Here is a 17,383-nt window from a genome sequence, read left to right as displayed (position 1 = left end):
TTCCGGGGGACAGGTTGTCGGGCCTAATCGACACGCCGACAGAAGCAGATTTTTTCGGTCCCCCGTATGTTTCTGCGATTCGATCACTCTGAAACCCGCTGCGAAGATTCAAAAGTCAATGTCGGGTGTCGTGAAGTGCGTCAAGTGACGCTCGACGTCGAACGGTTCCCATTCGGGATCGCAGAAGGCTGCTGCGTCCGGTCGGTAGTGCAGACGGCACCGTTGCGCAAGGTACTGATCGCCGACTTCGTCAGGTAGCGGACCGTAGTAGGCCACATTTCTTCCGGAGACGGTTGTGGGCACGTAGGGCGCGACTTGCCCCTGGTCCCATACAGGGTTGCGGCATCTGCGTCCTTGCGTTGTTCGTCCGGTGCATTGTCCGGCGATGTAGTAAACCGGAAACGAAAACAGGCACGGTTCCCCGTCTACGTTGATACACACCGGATAATTCGGGTCCAGATCAGTGATCTGAAGGTATTCGATCAGATGAAGTTTTGGCCGTATCCCGCCTAGTTTGCGCCCCCGGAACTGTCTGCCGCGGCGGTGTCGGCCCCGATCGTGGGCCGGACTTTTTCTTGCGAGTTTTCGATTTCGGCACCAACCCAAACTTCCACAGCCAGACGAGCTTTGCGGGCACAGATGGGGCTTTCGATCTGTCACCAGCCCCATCTGGAATATCTGAACTAGTTCTGATGTAATGGTGTGTATGAGTAAGACAGCAGCTACCGCCACGTTCTCGGAGTTCTTGCGTGCCCCAAATGACGTCCTCGGCGTCCTCGACGATGCCGGTGAAGTCGTGTTGACGCGGCGCAATGCCACGTCCTTGCGTTTGACGCAGGAGTCGACCGGTCGCGAGGAATTGACCACCCTCGGTGTGGTGGGGCAGTTGTTTGCCGCTTCGCTCGACGAGAGCGCGCTCGATCGGGTGGCCACGAGGTTGTCCGTGGTATTGCCCTGGATCGCACTGCTCCCCAAGACTGTGCACGCGGAGTTCGTGGCCGAGTTCCAGGACACCGCCCGGGCGTGCATCGCGGTGGGCCGGTTCGATCGACTGTCCATCCTTCTGCACGCCTGGGAGGCGACGGCGCAGGCATACGCCGATCCCCGGGTCACTGCGGACGGGTCGGATCTGGAGTACCTCGATACACCTGAAGTGGTCGCTGCGCCCGAACGTCTCGAGGCGTGAGTAAACGCGGGGCGGAGGTTCCCCGGCCGATCAAGCGGGCCGAATGGCAGATCGTGTTCGCCACCAGCGCCGCACAGAAGGGATGGTCGGATCTGCTGGCCGATGCCCGTAACGCGACTACGGATGCGTGGGAGACGCTCACACGAGAGCCGACGGTCGAGTCTGCGCGGTTGTACCAACTCAAAGGCGATTTTGCGTATGGCACGTACGAGGGCCGCAGTTTCGCCCGATACCAGTACAAAGTGACGGACGGTGGGCGGATCTGGTTCTTCGTCGAGCCTGCACCGAAGGGCACCAAGCCGAAGAATGCCGGGCGAGTGCTACTCGAACGATGCATGACCGGTCACCCGAAAGAGACCGAGTAGAGCCGGCCCGACAGGCACGGGCCGCGTCCTTGTCGATACGGTGCTGTCCAATCCACACCCGTCCAAACCCACACCTGACAGGGTCCTACAGTTCGGGCCCGTAATCCTGGTTCTGCTCGTAGGAGGCGGGGTCGATCGGGTACTCGTTCTCCTGCTCTTCGCTCGCGGCCCGTCGGCGGGGCGGCGGCGCCGGATCGGTACGGGTACGGGTCCCGGGGCGGGTGCGTTGCTCCGCCTCGAGCAAGTCGAGTCGTTCCTGGTCGATGCGCATCCGCTCCTCGAGATGTGCGAGGTGGGCGCTGAGTCGACCGATCACCTGATCATCGCTCTCGGCGCCGCGGCCGTGCCTGCTCTGCTGCGCCCTGTTGAACGCGGCGGAGCGTTCGATCGCACCCCACATGATCTCGTCCGGCGCTGCAGCCTCCGCCGCAACCTTCACCGCCCGCGCACGTTCGAGCTGCCCGGCAGTGGCGTTCGGGGCGCTCCGAACCCGCTCGAACAAGGCGCGCGCATCGCGGGCGGCGATGATCTTCTGCTCGTCCGCAGCGACCTTCCCAGCACCGTCGCGAGCACCGTTGATGTAGGAATTGCGGTGAGCGGCGAACATTTCGGAATTCGCCGACGCGATCATCCGCCGAGTCTGCGTGCGATGCGCTCTCACCGAAGCCACAGCTGCGACCAATTCCTCGTCGGTGAAGGCCGCGTAGATACTCTCCGCTTTCGGTGCCGCGGTGATCTGCCCGATCGCCGCCGTCACCGCCTCCGCGCGCACCGGACGCAGGAACCTCAGGGGATCGGTGTCGGTGTCCTTCGCCTGACCGCGAATGCGGGAGATCGCGACCTCCCGGGCTGCGGCGCGGAACAGTGTCTGCTTGCGTGGATCGGTGCCAGGCTTACCGAGCGCAACCACCCACGGGGCACGTGCTTTCATCGCGGACCGAATGTACTGCGCGACGAAACCGTGCATCTGCTGCTCGTGCGAACGGGCATACGCAGCCAGGATGGCGTCGCGCTCGGCGGCGGCGTCGGACAGATGCGGAAGGTTGTACTGAGCCGTGAGGTCGCGGCGGCGACGCGGCAACTTCTCCGGTGCGGTCGCCGCTTTGAGGGCCGCCGCCATCACGGTGCCCGGCGGATTCTTCTCCAGGTCGATGTTGCCGGCATTACCCTCGGCCCGCATCACTGCGGCAGCATCGGCGAGGAGTTGACGGGTATCCCAGCCGAACGTTTCCGCCTGCATCACATAGCCGACGATCTGATCCCAGCCGCCGAAGGTGTGTACCCACGTGAACTGCTTGTCCGTCAAAATCTTTCCCAGCAGATCCGCGGTGTACTCCTCGTAGAGCGCGTTCAACGCCGCCATGTAGGAAGTCTTGATCGCCTCGAACGAGGTGGCCCGAGCTTGTTCTTCTTCGATCAGCTGATGCGCGGTGCGCTGTGATCCGTCGCGGGCGATGATCCCTTCCAGGACCCGGCGGGCGCCGCGATGATCGTCGGGTAGGTGCTCGACATCCCAGTCCGGGAGTTCGTCGTTCGCGGCGTACGCGATGTTCGCGTTCTTGCCTCGGGTCATCGCGACGTAGAACCCTTGACGGTCCATCCCCGAATCGGTGAGGACGTGGCAGGTGCCGACGGTCATGCCCTGACTGCGGTGCACCGTTGCGGCGTAACCGAGCTGAACGTTGTCGGTGATGTAGTCGGCGGCGACGACAACACGGCCGCCGCTGGTGCGGTTCTCGATGCGCAAGGATCCGTCGACACCGACCTCGACGACGTTCCACAGATCACCGTTCTTCACCCGCCCGGTCGTTTTACCGTCACTGCCTCTGGCCATGTACTTGCTGTTGTTCTTACGGGTGACGACGATGTCCCCGACGGCCGCTTCGAGACCGTCGGCGACAACGATGCCGGCGCCGGTGACGGTGCCGTTGGCGCGGTAGTAGGCAGCGGCCTTGACGTTGAGTTCGCGCACCAGGTCGTTGGTCGGGGCGACCATCAACGCTTCCTGATCGTTTTCGATATCGGCGGTGTAGGAAGCGAAAACCTTCTCCGGCAACTCGTGCTTCATCGCCTCGACAATCCGGTTGTGGCTCTCGTACCAGTTCAGGCTCCTCGCCTCGCCTTGCCGCAATGTCAGGCTCGCGGCGGCTTCGCCTACGGTCTGGAAACGGTGCACCTTCGACAGGAACGGTGCATCGGTGCGCTCGGCCAGATCGCGCAACACGCCGCCGGATTCCACGGACGCCAACTGCTGATGATCGCCCAACAACCGAACCACCGCCCCCGCCTCGACGGCGATCCTGGTCAGGTCCGCGAGGTCACGCGCTGACGCCATTCCGGCTTCGTCGACGAGAAGAAGATCACCCTTCGAAATCCCGGTGGGAAGGTGGTGGCGGGCGCGGGTGAGCACGTCCGCGATGGTGCGCCCCTCCACCTTGATTTCTTCGCCGAGCACTTCCGCGGCCCGCGCCGACGGACCAAGAGCGACGACTTTCCCATTCGTCTGCTCCCACGCCCGAGCAATGACAACGGCGGCGGTGGTCTTTCCGGCTCCGGCAGCGCCGACCGCAACGGCGACGTCTTTACCTGCGGTGAGGAAATGTTCGATCATCGCGACCTGATCGTCACCGAGTTGGAAACTCTCGAGCTTCTTTTCCGTGCGGACTGCTTTCTCGACCTTGCGGATCTGACGGCGAATGATCCGGGCATCGACGGTCCGCTCGTTGACCGTGTCGGCTTTTGCGCGCATGAATTTTTCGGCCGCCAACACCGTTTCAGAGGTATATCGCATCGTGGTGCGCTCGATCTGGTGCAGCCGCACCAGCCCGCCCTCGATGCGTTCGGACAACTGCTCCGGCGCGGTGTAGACCTCCGTGAAAGCGGCGACGCAATGATTGGCGACCAGCTCTTCGACTGCGGCATCGACATACGAGGACACTGCGGATTCGTCAGTGAAACTGAACGCCCGCACCGACCGCTCCACCTCCGCGCGCAACGTGTAGATCGTCCAATGACCGACTTTGCGGGAAAGATCGTCGGCGACGCCCCGCACCAAGTTTTCCAGATCGTCGGGTCCGAATGCGGGGCGATTATCGCGCCCGGTCTGGGTGCCGGCGATCAGCTCTGCCGGGGCCACGTCGACGACGATAGCTCGCGCCCGCTCGTCCCATTCGGCCCGCAATTCGTCCATCGAGCGGGGCGGATTTTTTGCGTTGCGGGTATCCAACGTGGCTTGCTGCGCCTGCGCGTACTGGACCTTCTTCGGTGGGTTTCTGCCGAACCGGGCGGCGTACTCGGAGGCAAGTTCTTCCTGCCGATCGACGATCGCCTGGCGGCGGGAAAACTCTTCGATCAGCGTCAACGGAATACCTTCGACCTCGTAGACCTGTTGCTTCCCGACCGGGGTATCGGCACGCGGTGCGAAACTCACTCCGAGGTTACGAGAGACCAGATCAGCGACGCGGGTGTTGTACCGCTCGGACGCAGACACGGCCGCACGGTAGAACACGCGGCCGTCGATGGTTGTCCACTTTTCTTCCGCATAGACGCGGTTGAGCACGGCGCAGTGCGTGTGCAGATTGGGGTCGCCGGCGCGGTTGTCCCAGTGATCGAATCGGGCCACCAACAGTCCTTCGGCTTTGATCTGGCGGACTCCGTCTTCGCCGCGTCGGGTGTAGGTGAGTTCGTCCTCGATGTAGCCCAAGGTCTCGTCCACCGCCTGCCGGTGCGCTTCCTCGACAGCAGCCTTGACGCGAGGATCGCCCAACGCCCAGAGCAGAGAAATCGACTTCATCGGCGTGAACACCAGGTCGTAGCCCGCGACGGGTTGCCGCATCTTCCGGTAGCTATCGGCAACGAACGTCATCACCTCTTGATCGGAAAACAGCGCCGCACGATCACCCTTCGCCCGCTTGAGGTGGAGCACAGCGACGTCGAACTTGATCCCGTTCTTCACCTCGGTATCGGGATACTCACCGTGTTCCTGTTTGTACGCGGAGCAGCGTTCCTCGACCTCCTCGATGTAATCGTGCGAGGAGAAGTTGCTGAACGGACGCCCCAACGCGGTACGAGCCGACCACTCGGCAAGTTCGGAAAACGGCGCATTCCGCGGCGGCATCGTGGCCTCGGCATCGGGGGTTCGCGCCCGACCGAACGTCGAGCGCATTCCGCGTTCGGTCACCTCATCGCTCACACTCACACCAACCAGAGCAGCCGCCTTTCCCCACCACTGACCAGGCGGGGTGCCCTTCGCGTTGTAGTAGTCGACCGCATCCTTCTTGCGTGACTCCGTCGCGTCACCGTTCGCGACATGCTTCGTCAGATAGACGTAACCATCCCCAGCTTGGAGCTTGTGGATGGTCATCATGAAAGACCATTCTGCCAGCTTGCACGTTCAATGCAAGAGGTGTGTAAAGATTTTGGTCATGACCGCAGGTCATGAGGGTTCTTTGATGCCTGTCGGCGTGGTGGTGTTCTCGCCGGATGGCGAGTGTCAGGTCGTGAACGTTTTTTCGTGCGGTGCGGCGGTAGGTATTGGGGTGAGGTTCTCGAATTTTTAGGTTCGCCGCCGCCCCCGGCCGGTGTCGGTGGGCGGCGTTACGCTGGCGGCCCACCGACCCCACGGCCGGCTCGCGCACCTCATTTCTCTGCCCCGGCCACCCGCCGGTTCGACGCCTCCGGAGATGTGTGGGAGGCGAGCACCTGCACTCGTTCGGGCATCACTGCGGGTTGTCGGTAACCGGATCGATGCGTCGACAGAAGGGGCGAGGGACAATGATCGACACGAGCGAAGGCGACCTTGCCCGGGCGTCGCTGCGGCGATCAAGCCGCTCCACGAGAAGCGGCGGGGGCCCGCGAACTCTGTGCCGTTCGCAAAAGCAGAAGCCGGCAAAGCCATCGCCAGATCCGGTTTTTCCGGCTCACACCCACGCCCCGCGGCTGTCTTCGGCGCTCCGCGAGAAGCGAATAGTCTCTTTACACGATCGTTCGCCGCACCGAAAGTATTCGACAACTTGCGCGGCGACATGTCGGCGATCTGCGACGAAAATATCGCACTCACCGTTGCTCGCCGCACCTCTGTTTGCGACAAAAATTTCGACCAACCCTCGATCGTCAGTTCCGGAATCGGCGACAAAAATTCGACCGCGCCGCACCGACTCGACCACCGGCATGCTCGACCACCGGCATGCCGTGGCAACGACACGGAGCACTGACCGGTGACCGCCGAATCGCACCCGGGATTGTGGCCGGCCGGCCCGCCTAGCACCCACGACGAGGACGAAAATACTGCCGTGCCGGCGCGGCGACGCCGCTACGTCGACCCGACCCTGGCACCGACCGCGCACACGATCGCCCTGTTCTGGTCGAAGGTCATCAAGTCCCCGACATGTTGGTATTGGAGCGCGGCGATCAGCGCTCCGGACGGATACGGGCGCTTCAACTACCAACGCAACAACCGGCAACGCACCGTCCTCGCGCACCGCTTCTCGATGGAGTTGGTCCACGGAATCCTCGACGACGATGTGGTGTGCGAGCACAAATGCAACGAACCGTTGTGCGTGCGCGTCGGCTCCGATCATCTGGTGCAGTCGACGTATTCGGAGAACGTTCGCTTCGCTGTCGCCCTCGGCCGGCTGTCCGGACACACCCTCCTCGACGGCACCGGGCGGCCGCGCTACGACCGCTCCCTCGCGATCCGCAACGCCCTGAAATACGGGTACGACGAGGACGCACTTTTTTGCGCAAAGACCGAACCCGGCAAGGGCCAGGACACACTTTTCTGACCCTCGAACCGACTCTCGGTCGGCGGCGTGGGAACGTGAAATCCGGCCCGCGTGTCGACTCGAAAAGCTGCATCCGGCCCACCAATGCCGGGTTGCCGGCCCACGGATAGCTCTCGCGAAATGCTTGTGGTGGATTCATTGCACGCGCGAAAAATCGTAGTTCCGGGTATGGGTTCCTTCATGATTTCCGAGAAGCGTGTGTTCGTCACCCGCCCTTCGACATCGCCCCCGAGCGGTGGCGTCGGTGATCCGGACGGACCGCTTCTGCGACTGCAGTAGAGACGTCGGGGACACCTGTTTTCATCCTGGCGCACCGTCGAGGGGATGAAAACACGTGACCCATTCCAGAGAGAATTTTTTTGAGTTTCCTCCGCTACGCGGTCACTCCGTTGCGGCGTTTCGCGATGGCAACAAGGTCGTCGATCGTGAGTGTGTCCTGAAGGTATTCGACGAACACTTCCCGACTGTGAGCGTCCATCGTGCGCCCTTCGAGCGCCATGATCGGAACCAACGTGTCGTACTCGGCTCGGGCCTCTGCTTCGGTAAGACGGCTCATGACTGCGGATCCTCCTGGTACTCACCTTGCTCACAGCGACCTGCTGTGGAACTTCTGGCTCGTCCGATCTTCCTGCGGTTCGTGCACTCCGTGCGAACAGTTTTCGCAATTACACGGTCGTGACGCCTTCGCTCAGACCAACTATTTCGGAGTGCATCGAGCACCTGGAGTCGTTCCGTTTCACTCAACAGGATCGACGACGGTGAGAGATCACGCATCCCGCGGGTGTGCTCGTCGTCGGATATGACGACGGCGCGGATGGCCTCGATGTCGTTGTCGTCGGCGATGCATTCCCACCGATTCGAGGTACCGGTGCAACGATTTTCCGGTGACACGGTTGCAGATGTTCTGCACTTTTTTCTCGCACGAATGGTGTTCACCGACAGGTGTTCACGCTCGATTTTGTCTACAAACTCGCACTCACTTATCGGGCAGGCGTGGTCCTGTCGGCGGTCTGCATCTGGCTGCGTGCCCTCACCAAATAGGAGACACGCTCTAGTCGTTCGGCTTCGCGTCGATCTGGGCGAGGGTGACGGTGAATCCGCAACGGCGGGCGGTGTCCAGGGTGAACTCGAGGTACCTGCTGAACAGGCCGCCCAGGTGGGCATCGATCTCTTCGGGCGTGTAGTCGAGGGAGCCGACGGTGCGATAGCCCGCTGCTGCCGCGCGCTCCTGACTGCGCTGGCATTGGAGCCAAACGAAACCAGCGATGCGGGAATGTTGCCAAATGGGCGTGGCCCGCGACCGTCTGTTCAGGGCTGTGTTCGTGACCTGCACCCCGGTTGCTGGGTTCCTTCCCGTGACACTGATACCGAGGTCCTCATCGATTTACTGGTGCCACACCGCTCATAACGTCCCTGGTCATTGCAACTAGTCGGGCGAGGACGGCGAAACGCCCAACCGTATTGGACCGGTGGTAGTACCTTTAACTCGTTGGCAACAAATTAACAGCGCGAACGTAACAAACGGTTGGCACCTTGAACGGGTGCAGGACGAAAGGCTGGATGCGGTGCGAGCTGAGGGTGGGCCGGCGTTTGAAGCGGTCAAGTTTGGGCGGGTGTCTCGACAGGTGGTCGAACAGTTCCAACGCGAGGTGCGCACCGGGCGTTTGCGTCCGGGGGACAAGCTCCCGACCGAGCGTGATATGGCCGTGCAGTTCGGTGTCGGTCGCAACTCGATCCGCGAAGCGCTACGCGAGCTGGATTTGCTGGGTCTCGTCGAAAGCCGGCATGGCGAAGGGACATTCGTAGGCGACCCCTCCGCCGCGGATTTAATGGCGCCCTTTCGCGCGGTGATCGAACTGTCGAGCACTGCCGGCGGGTCCGTCATGGAGTTCCGGCGGGTGTTCGAGCCGGGCATCGCCGCGTTGGCGGCGTCGAACGTAACCGAGGACCGGGCGTCAGCCCTCCACGCTGCCTTGACCGACTTCGAGGACCTCGTAGGATCGGGGAGTGCCGGTGTAGAGCGTGCCGACGCTGACTTCCACTTAATGATCGGATACACGACCGGCAACACCACGGTCATCGGCGTCCACTCCGCGCTCTACGCACTGCTCAAAGACTTTCGGAGCAAGCTGGCGCGATCGAGTTATGCCCCGTCGGACCATGCGGTCCTCGGGCATCGACTGATCTACGACGCCATCATCGCCGGCGACTCAGAGGCCGCGTCCCGGGCAATGGCTGACCATCTCAACGACGTGTCCGGCGCCCTGGGGCACGACTACTAATTCGAGAAAACCGTTCAGGCAGGAAGGAACAAGTATGATTTCAAAGGTAGGACCACCGGACCAATGGGTGGGTACCCGCGATGGTGACCACGTCGATCGGGTGTACACCGCCGCCGGATTCGGTCACGCGTTTACGCATGGAGCCAACCCAGCTGTGGTCGTCGTTGATTTCACCTACGGGTTCACAGATCCGACGGCTCCGACAGGATCAGACATGTCGGACGAGATCGACGCGACCGCAGAGGTTGTGGCAGTTGCCCGTTTGTGCGGCGCGCCGATCTTTTTCACCGCCATCGCCTACGACAATCCGGGCCACCCGGTGACTTGGCTGTCCAAAGCTCCGGGTATGGCCGCTCTGACTGCGGGCAGTCGCGCGGTGCAGATCGACGATCGGCTCGAACAGCGTCCAGAGGACACGGTGATCGTCAAGCAGCACCCCTCGGCATTCTTCGGAACCGGCCTCGCCTCGCACCTCGTCAGCAGCGGCGTTGACACCGTGATCCTGTGTGGAGCCACGACCAGTGGTTGCGTGCGAGCGACGGCAGTCGACGCGGTGTCGTACGGCTTCCCTGTCCTGGTCGTCCGCGAAGGCGTCGCCGACCGCGCCGACGGGCCGCACCGGGCAGCGCTCTTTGACCTCCAAGCCAAGTACGCCGACGTCCTATCCGCCCGCGAAGTTTCCGACTATCTGACACATCTGGCAGTGAGGCCGACGACATGATCAACAATCACCTGCGGACTCCCGCGTTCTCGGACGACGGGCCGCGACGAATCGGTTTGATAGTGCCGAGTTCGAACACCACCATGGAGACTGAAATCCCCTCTCTGCTGGCAGATCTGCGGCAGGAGCACACCTTCCACGCGAGCCGTGCACGGTTGCACACCGTGGACGCCGAGTCTTTGGCCGCAATGGTCGCAGACAGTGACAGGTGTGCTCGCGAACTGTCCGACGCGCGCGTCGACGTTCTCGCCTACGCCTGCCTGGTCGCCGTCATGGCATCGGGGCCAGGAGCTCACGAACGCATCGAAGAACGGTTGACAAAGATTGCCCGCGACAATGGTTGCGACGCACCGGTGGTGAGCAGTGCAGGAGCGCTGGTTCGCACCGTGCAGGAGCTGAAACTTCGGCGGGTTGCCGTCGTGGCGCCGTATGTTCCCGCGTTGACCGAAGTCGTCGTCGCCTACCTGCGTGGCTACGGAATCGAGGTGACCGATTGGGTCACATTGGGGGTCGCGGACAATTGCGACGTGGGCCGGCTGGACCCCGCTTCGCTGCTCGGGCACGTCGATCAACTCGATCTGTCTAACGCTGATGGCATCGTGCTCTCCGCATGCGTGCAGATGCCGTCGCTCCCGGCGATTGCGCCGGTGGAGAGCCGAACCGGATTGCCGGTCATCACAGCCGCGACCTCGACGGCACGCGAGATACTGACCGCCCTGGATCTCCCGATGGTGGGAACAGCCGGGGGAGCAGCACTGTCCGACGATGCATCTCGGTGTGTGTCGAAATGACCGGACACGTAACCCCGATTCGAAACGCAATAGTCGCCGCTTCGACAACTCGTTTCGTCGACGCGAACGGGTTGCGGCACCGGATACTGACGTTCAACGACGACACCGTGCACGATGTCGTGTTCATCCCTGGCATCACCAGTCCGGCCGAGACCGTCGCCTTCATCGCCGGAGCCATGCCGGAGTACAGGTTTCATGTCCCTGATCTACGAGGTCGTGGATTGACCGAGGCGGCCGTCGCGGGCCAGTACCGCCTGATCGACTACGCGGACGATCTGCACGGTGTGATCGAAGCCCTAGGGCTACAGTCCGCTGCTGTCATCGGTCATTCCTTGGGCGCGCGCATCGCCGCAGCTTGGGTTGTCAGACATGACATCAACCAGGTACCTGTGCTGTTGGTCGATCCGCCGACCTCAGGGCCCGGGCGCCCGCCGTACCCGATGGCGAAACAGTCATTCATCGCCCAGATCGACGCCGCAGTGGCGGGAACGACCCCCGAAGCGATTCGGGCACACTTCCCACTGTGGCCGCTGCGCGAGTTGGAACTCCGCGCCGAAATACTCGCTGAATGTGACCGTGTAGCGGTATCGGAAACCCACGACGGGTTCGAGCGCGAAGACTTCTTCACAATTTGGGACCAGCTGGGCAGCAACGTCGCCCTGCTTTACGGCGCGCTCAGCCCCGTAGTTCCAGCCGGCGCTGCGGCAGAACTCGCAGCTCGCAATCCTGGGATACCGCAGATCGCCATTCCCGCAGCAGGCCACATGATCCCGTGGGACAACCTCTCGGGATTCGTTAAAGCGGCACGAGACGCGCTGGGTTCTGCGCCGCACCCGGTCACCCCATCCCTGACGACATCAACCCAGAACAGGACCTGATCATGTTCGACTATCAAGCGGTCGATCTCCTCGGCGCATTCACTCGAGAACTCGAGCTGTGCGCTCTCTCTGAAGGACAACACGCCGTTGTCCTGACCGAACCGAGTACCCGGCCCGACTATGCAGCAGCAGCATTCGGCGCCGCCAAAGCGGTTGGTGCCTCGGTGGTCTCGATCACCGTGCCCGCGGGCAGTCCGACCCCGGTGCCGTCTACCCATACCGGCGCAGGCCCCGGACTTCTCTCGGTGCTCACGGACGAGAAGATCCAATCTCTGTTGTGTGCGACCGACTTTGTCATCGACCTGACCCGCGAGGGGTTCATCCACGCACCGCTGCAGCAAACAATTCTCGACTCCGGAACTCGCATTCTGTTCGTGTGTGACGCGCCAGATGTCCTGATCCGCAACATGCCCACCGCCCAGGACAAGATCGATGTTCTGGCTGCTGCCGACCGTGTCGGACGGGCCACAGAGATGACAGTGACCTCGGCGACCGGCACTGACCTGACGGTCAATCTCGACAATTGCCACCCGGACTATCAGACGGGCTTTGTCGACGATGCGGGCCGATGGGACCATTGGCCGTCGAAGATGTGTCTCTTCTGGCCCGAGTTCGCGGACGGTGTCATTTGCCTGGCGCCCGGCGATATTCTGTTGCCCTTCAAAGAGTTCGTGCGATCTGAGGTTGTTCTCGAAGTCGCGGGTGGCCATATCGAAAAGGTCTCCGGTGGCGCCGACGCTGCACTCCTCGAGACGTACATGATCGACTCCGACGACAAGTGGGCCCGGTACACCTCTCACATGGGCTGGGGGATGATGCGAACAGCCGACTGGTTCGCCACCGCGATGTACAGCAAGCACGAAATCATGGGTATGGACGCCCGCGCCTTTGCCGGAAACTTTCTCTGGTCGACGGGGCCGCATCCGCATCTGGATCGAAACTCGTACGCACACCTGGATATTGCCATGCGCGGGTGCACGATCGCGCTCGATGGCACGCCGGTGGTGGTCGACGGCATCCTCGTCGACTGAACCCAAGACAAAAGGAACCTTATTCATGACTGTAGTCATCGTCGGTGCCGGGATCGGCGGACTCACCGCGGCCCTGGCCCTGCGCGCCCAAAATATCGACACGATCGTGCTCGAGCAGGCCACCGAACTCGGCGAGGTCGGGACCGGTCTGCAGATCGGACCCAACGCGTCCCGCGTACTCTACCGGCTGGGACTCGAAAAGGATTTGGCACCAATTTCTTTGACTGTCGAGGAGTCGGTTCGCAGACGTTGGAAGACCGGTGAGATCCTGACCAAGACCACGCTGGGTAGCGCAGCCACCACCAAGTTCGGTAGCCCCTACTTGCACCTGCACCGCGCCGATCTCCACAGCGTGTTGCACCACGCGGCGACTGATCCGCAGCGCCCCGGACCACCGGCTCTCGTGCGCACCACCGCGCGCGTGGCATCAATCGACCAGACCGATCCCGAACGACCTGTCGCGGTCACCACTGACGGAACACGTTGGCAGGCGGATGTGATCATCGGAGCCGACGGAATACGGTCGGCGGTGCGCGCGGCGATCGGAGGTCCCGGAGATATCGAGACCAGCGGTGACATGGCGTACCGCACCCTCGTCCCTGCCGAGACTTTGCGCGTCGACCCGGCCACACGATGGATCTTCGACTGGCCTGCGGCGCAGTTTTGGCTCGGCGAGAACCGTCACGTTGTCGCCTACCCGGTCCGAAACATGGAGTACGTCAACGTAGTGGCGATCGCACCGGTGGCGCCGCAGGTCGATCTCGAGTGGCGGTGCGAGGTTGACGCAACCCAAATGCGGCAGGAGTACGCAGGCTGGGACGAGCGATTGACTCGTCTCCTTGCTGCCTCACCCGACCGCGTCACCGCGTGGGCGCTGAACTATCAGAAGCCGTTCGCAGACTGGAACCACGACAGCATCGCCCTGCTCGGCGACGCCTGTCACTCGATGCTCCCGTACTTCTCCCAGGGAGCATCGCAGGCCATCGAAGACGGCGCCGTGATCGCCGAAGAACTGGCCGCCGCCGACGACGGCGAGACAACGATCCCACACGCTCTCGCGCGGTACAGCTCTCGCCGCGCCGACCACGCCGGCATCGTCCAAAATGGTGCGACGAACAATCGAGATCTCTTCCACCTGCCCGATGGCCCGGCGCAGCTGCACCGCGACGCCCAGTTCCGCAGCCATCACGAGGAATCGAACGTGTCGTTCGACTGGATCTACCACGGCACACCGCTGGCCGACGACCACCGACTCCTACCCCGGTAACCCTCCGGTCGCCACGAAGCACCGCATAGCGACCCGTCTCCACCGAGTCGCAACGACGCGTCTCTCCTCGGCCCGACGAAGCGCCCCGCACTACCACCACATACCGAAAGACTCACATGTCATGAGTACCAACTCGTCAACTCGATCCAGTACGCGGAACGCAAAAATCGAACACACCGGTCTGGAAATGGTCCGACCAGAAGAACGCCGCGGCAAGCCCCGCACGTTGTTCGGCATCTGGTCATCGACCAACCTGACCCTGGGATCCTTTGTCACCGGAGCCCTGGGCATCCAACTCGGACTCAGTCTGTGGCAAGCGGCCATCGGAATGGTCATCGGGATCGTCCTCGGTGCCGTCTTGATCCCCACCATGTCCTACGTCGGATTCCGACTGGGGATACCGCAGATGCTCATGGCTCGAGCAGTATTCGGACGCGTCGGCGCCGCCCTGCCGGCGGCCATCGCGTGGTGCAGCTTCCTGGGCTGGTTCACCGTCCTCGACGTCCTCGGGGCGCAGGCACTCGAGTCAGCTTTGGGGCTGCCGATGATCCCCGGTCTGATCATCCTCAGTGCCATCACCATCGGGATCGGGATGGTCGGCTACGACCTCGTTCACGCGATCGAGAAGTGGCTCGCATTGGTGGTCGGCATCGTCTTCGTCATATTGGCCGTCATCGCCTTGGGTGACATCGACTGGTCCTACGCCGGTGACCCGGCGGTCACAGGCGGCGCTCGGTGGGGACTCTTCGGACTCGTCGTCGCGATCAGCTTCTCCTACGCCGGACCGGGTTACACGCCGTACGCCTCGGACTACACCCGGTACCTACCACTGAGCACCCGCTTCCGAGAGATCTTCACACCGAGTTTCGTAGGGATGGTCCTCTCGGCCAGCTTCGTGTTCCTGCTCGGTGCCGCGATCACCACCATCGACACCACGGCCCAGACCGCCGGTCTGATCGGTGAGGTCGCCGGCGCGATGAAGATCCCGGTGATGCTGGCGCTTGCCGCCGGAACGGTCGGCGCAAACGTCCTGAACGTCTACAGCGGTAGCCTCACCGCTCTCGTCGTCGGACTCCGACTTCCACAGTGGGCCTCAGCAGTCACCATCGGTCTTCTCGGCACCATCTTCGCGACGTGGTTCCAGATGGACTTCGTCGCCAACTACGAGAAGTGGCTCCTGGCGATCCTGTACGTACTGCCTGCCATGGATGCACTGTTCCTCGTCGACTTCTTCGTGGTCCGCCGCCGCAAGTACAACGCGGTCGACTTCACGGCGGAATCCAGCAACCCCGCCTTCCACTGGCGTGCGTGGATCGCTTACCTGATCGGTGTTGCCTCGTGCATCCCCTTCATGTCGTCATTCCTGCACACCGGCAGCGTCGCCACGGCGCTCAACGGCGCCGATATCAGTTACTTGGTGAGCATGATCGTCGCAGCACTGGTATATCTCGCACTTTCCAGAGTCGGGAAAACCAGCACGCATTCTGCTACGCGCGAACACGAACCCACCCCCTCGCCGGCCGCCGTCACACCTGAACTCGCATGATTAACCCGAACTGAGGATCGACATGTTTCCCACGACTCTCGACCTGCACATCGCAGGCGTCCACACCCCGGCGTCAGGTGACTACGCACCCGACGTGAATCCCACCACTGGTGAGATCTCGAGGCTGATCGGACAGGGCACACCCGCCGACGCTCACCGCGCCGTCGAGGCCGCGTCCAAAGCCCAAACCGGGTTGGCGTCCATGCTTCCCATCGCCCGGGCCACGTGCCTCCTGGCCGCGGCTGCCGCGATGGAAGCCGACGCCGCTACGCTGGCAGCGGAGCTGTCTGACGAAATGGGTAAGCCCCTGGTTCAGGCGGAGCAAGAGATTCACTTCACCGTCGCCACGTTCCGCGCGTTCGCCGCACTGGCCTGGCAGCCCACCGGTGACGTGTTGCCATCGCTCCACCTTGGGGTGAGTTCGAGCGCCACCCGCGTGCCACGGGGAGTGGTCGCGGCCATCGCTCCCTGGAACTACCCCTACCTGTTGACCGCCAACAAGGTCGGAGCGGCAATCATCAGCGGCGATGCGGTGGTCATCAAACCCTCACCCGAAACCCCACTGACGGGTATTCGACTGGCCGAATACTTCTCGGCCACTGATCTTCCCGCCGGGTCGGTGAACTGCATCACCGGCGGTGCCGCGACCGCGCAAGCGCTGATCACCGATCCGGCGGTTCGTGTTGTTGCGCTCACCGGGGGAACTGACACCGGCAGGGCCGTAGCAGCACTGGCCGGCCAGCACCTGAAGAAGGCGGTGGTCGAACTCGGTGGTAAAGCACCCTTTCTGGTTTTCCAGGACGCCGACATCACACGGGCCGTCGATGCCGCGGTATGGGGCAAAGTGTGCAACGCAGGTCAGATCTGCATGGCTACCGACCGCCTCATCCTGCATGCGGACATCGCCGAACAGGTCACCACCGCAGTGACCCGGCGGTTGTCCGAGATGGTGATCGGCTCACCGCTGGATCCGGCCACGAACATCGGCCCACTCGTCAATGCGGGTGCCGTCGAGCGCATCAATGCACTGGTCGAAGACGCCCGGAGCCGCGGTGCCACGGTTCTCACCGGTGGCGCGCCCCTGGACCATCCGGACTACCCCAACGGACACTTCTACCCCCCGACGGTGATCCTGAACCCACCCGCCGATGCCCGCATCAGCGTCGAGGAGGTATTCGGCCCGGTCCTGGTCATCGAAACATGCCACGACGAAAGCGAAATGATCGAACGCGCCAACAGCACCGAGTTCGGACTGGGATCTGCAGTCTGGACGTCCGACCTCAACCGCGCGTTGCGGGTGTCGACGGCACTGACGTGCGGCAAAGTGCACATCAACGACACCACGGTGTACGACGAACCCCATGGGCCCCACGGCGGTACCGGGAACAGCGGGCTCGGTCGCGAAGGCGGCACCTACTCGCTCGACGACTACACCGACTGGAAGTGGACCACCATCAACACCACCTCCGACCCTTTCCCTCTGTCAGCACACTGAGCAGTCCTCACATTGAGCACCAACCAGGAGACCATCAC

At 62.7% G+C, this 17,383-nt stretch carries 14 protein-coding genes; 11 read left to right on the top strand and 3 right to left on the bottom strand.

Annotated elements, in window-relative coordinates:
- The first annotated feature begins 706 nt into the window (after positions 1-706).
- Both H7C86_RS32505 and H7C86_RS32500 read left to right on the top strand, forming a co-directional pair.
- A complete protein-coding gene (locus tag H7C86_RS32505; protein WP_259349366.1) occupies positions 707-1,186 on the top strand; it encodes a hypothetical protein in 480 nt (159 codons plus the stop codon).
- Positions 1,183-1,551, top strand: a complete 369-nt coding sequence (locus H7C86_RS32500) for a hypothetical protein (RefSeq protein ID WP_182263043.1) — start codon at positions 1,183-1,185, stop codon at positions 1,549-1,551. Before H7C86_RS32505 ends, H7C86_RS32500 begins: the two co-directional genes overlap by 4 nt.
- A gap of 85 nt (positions 1,552-1,636) precedes the next feature.
- On the opposite strand, the gene mobF is transcribed toward H7C86_RS32500, so the two are convergent.
- A complete protein-coding gene (gene mobF / locus H7C86_RS32495; RefSeq protein WP_259349365.1) occupies positions 1,637-5,917 on the bottom strand; it encodes a MobF family relaxase in 4,281 nt (1,426 codons plus the stop codon).
- A gap of 850 nt (positions 5,918-6,767) precedes the next feature.
- Between mobF and H7C86_RS32490 the strand changes: the two genes are divergently transcribed.
- The gene (locus H7C86_RS32490) at positions 6,768-7,334 is read left to right on the top strand and encodes an HNH endonuclease (RefSeq protein ID WP_259349364.1); all 567 of its coding nucleotides are present in this window, start codon (positions 6,768-6,770) and stop codon (positions 7,332-7,334) included.
- Positions 7,335-7,707: 373 nt separating this feature from the next.
- Here the strand turns inward: H7C86_RS32490 and H7C86_RS32485 are convergent, their stop codons facing one another.
- Positions 7,708-7,890, bottom strand: a complete 183-nt coding sequence (locus tag H7C86_RS32485) for a hypothetical protein (protein ID WP_182263042.1) — start codon at positions 7,888-7,890, stop codon at positions 7,708-7,710.
- A 495-nt stretch (positions 7,891-8,385) separates the two neighbouring features.
- A complete protein-coding gene (locus H7C86_RS32480) occupies positions 8,386-8,667 on the bottom strand; it encodes a hypothetical protein (RefSeq protein WP_182263041.1) in 282 nt (93 codons plus the stop codon).
- Between the two features lie 280 nt (positions 8,668-8,947).
- Here H7C86_RS32480 and H7C86_RS32475 point away from each other — a divergent pair, with 280 nt between their 5' ends.
- From H7C86_RS32475 to H7C86_RS32440, 8 genes are all read left to right on the top strand, one after another.
- Complete coding sequence (locus H7C86_RS32475) at positions 8,948-9,616, top strand: FadR/GntR family transcriptional regulator (RefSeq protein WP_182263040.1); 669 nt, start codon at positions 8,948-8,950, stop codon at positions 9,614-9,616.
- Between the two features lie 34 nt (positions 9,617-9,650).
- On the top strand, positions 9,651-10,337 hold the full coding sequence (locus H7C86_RS32470) for an isochorismatase family protein (protein WP_182263039.1): 687 nt from the start codon (positions 9,651-9,653) through the stop codon (positions 10,335-10,337).
- On the top strand, positions 10,334-11,128 hold the full coding sequence (locus H7C86_RS32465; protein WP_182263038.1) for an aspartate/glutamate racemase family protein: 795 nt from the start codon (positions 10,334-10,336) through the stop codon (positions 11,126-11,128). Before H7C86_RS32470 ends, H7C86_RS32465 begins: the two co-directional genes overlap by 4 nt.
- Entirely contained in the window at positions 11,125-12,006 is an 882-nt protein-coding gene (locus H7C86_RS32460; protein ID WP_182263037.1) for an alpha/beta fold hydrolase, read from the top strand. Before H7C86_RS32465 ends, H7C86_RS32460 begins: the two co-directional genes overlap by 4 nt.
- A 2-nt stretch (positions 12,007-12,008) precedes the next feature.
- On the top strand, positions 12,009-13,037 hold the full coding sequence (locus tag H7C86_RS32455) for a hypothetical protein (protein ID WP_182263036.1): 1,029 nt from the start codon (positions 12,009-12,011) through the stop codon (positions 13,035-13,037).
- Between the two features lie 25 nt (positions 13,038-13,062).
- Positions 13,063-14,304, top strand: coding sequence for an FAD-dependent monooxygenase (locus tag H7C86_RS32450; RefSeq protein WP_182263035.1), 1,242 nt, complete (start codon positions 13,063-13,065; stop codon positions 14,302-14,304).
- Positions 14,305-14,425: 121 nt separating this feature from the next.
- Positions 14,426-15,850, top strand: a complete 1,425-nt coding sequence (locus H7C86_RS32445) for a cytosine permease (protein ID WP_182263034.1) — start codon at positions 14,426-14,428, stop codon at positions 15,848-15,850.
- Between the two features lie 22 nt (positions 15,851-15,872).
- Positions 15,873-17,345 carry an aldehyde dehydrogenase gene (locus H7C86_RS32440; protein ID WP_182263033.1) on the top strand — a complete coding sequence of 491 codons (1,473 nt, stop codon included), beginning with the start codon at positions 15,873-15,875 and terminating at the stop codon, positions 17,343-17,345.
- Positions 17,346-17,383: the final 38 nt, after the last annotated feature.

Origin of the sequence: Rhodococcus sp. UFZ-B548 (assembly GCF_903819475.1) — a bacterium.
GTDB lineage: Bacteria > Actinomycetota > Actinomycetes > Mycobacteriales > Mycobacteriaceae > Rhodococcus_F > Rhodococcus_F erythropolis.
This window is presented reverse-complemented; position numbering and strand designations above follow the sequence as displayed.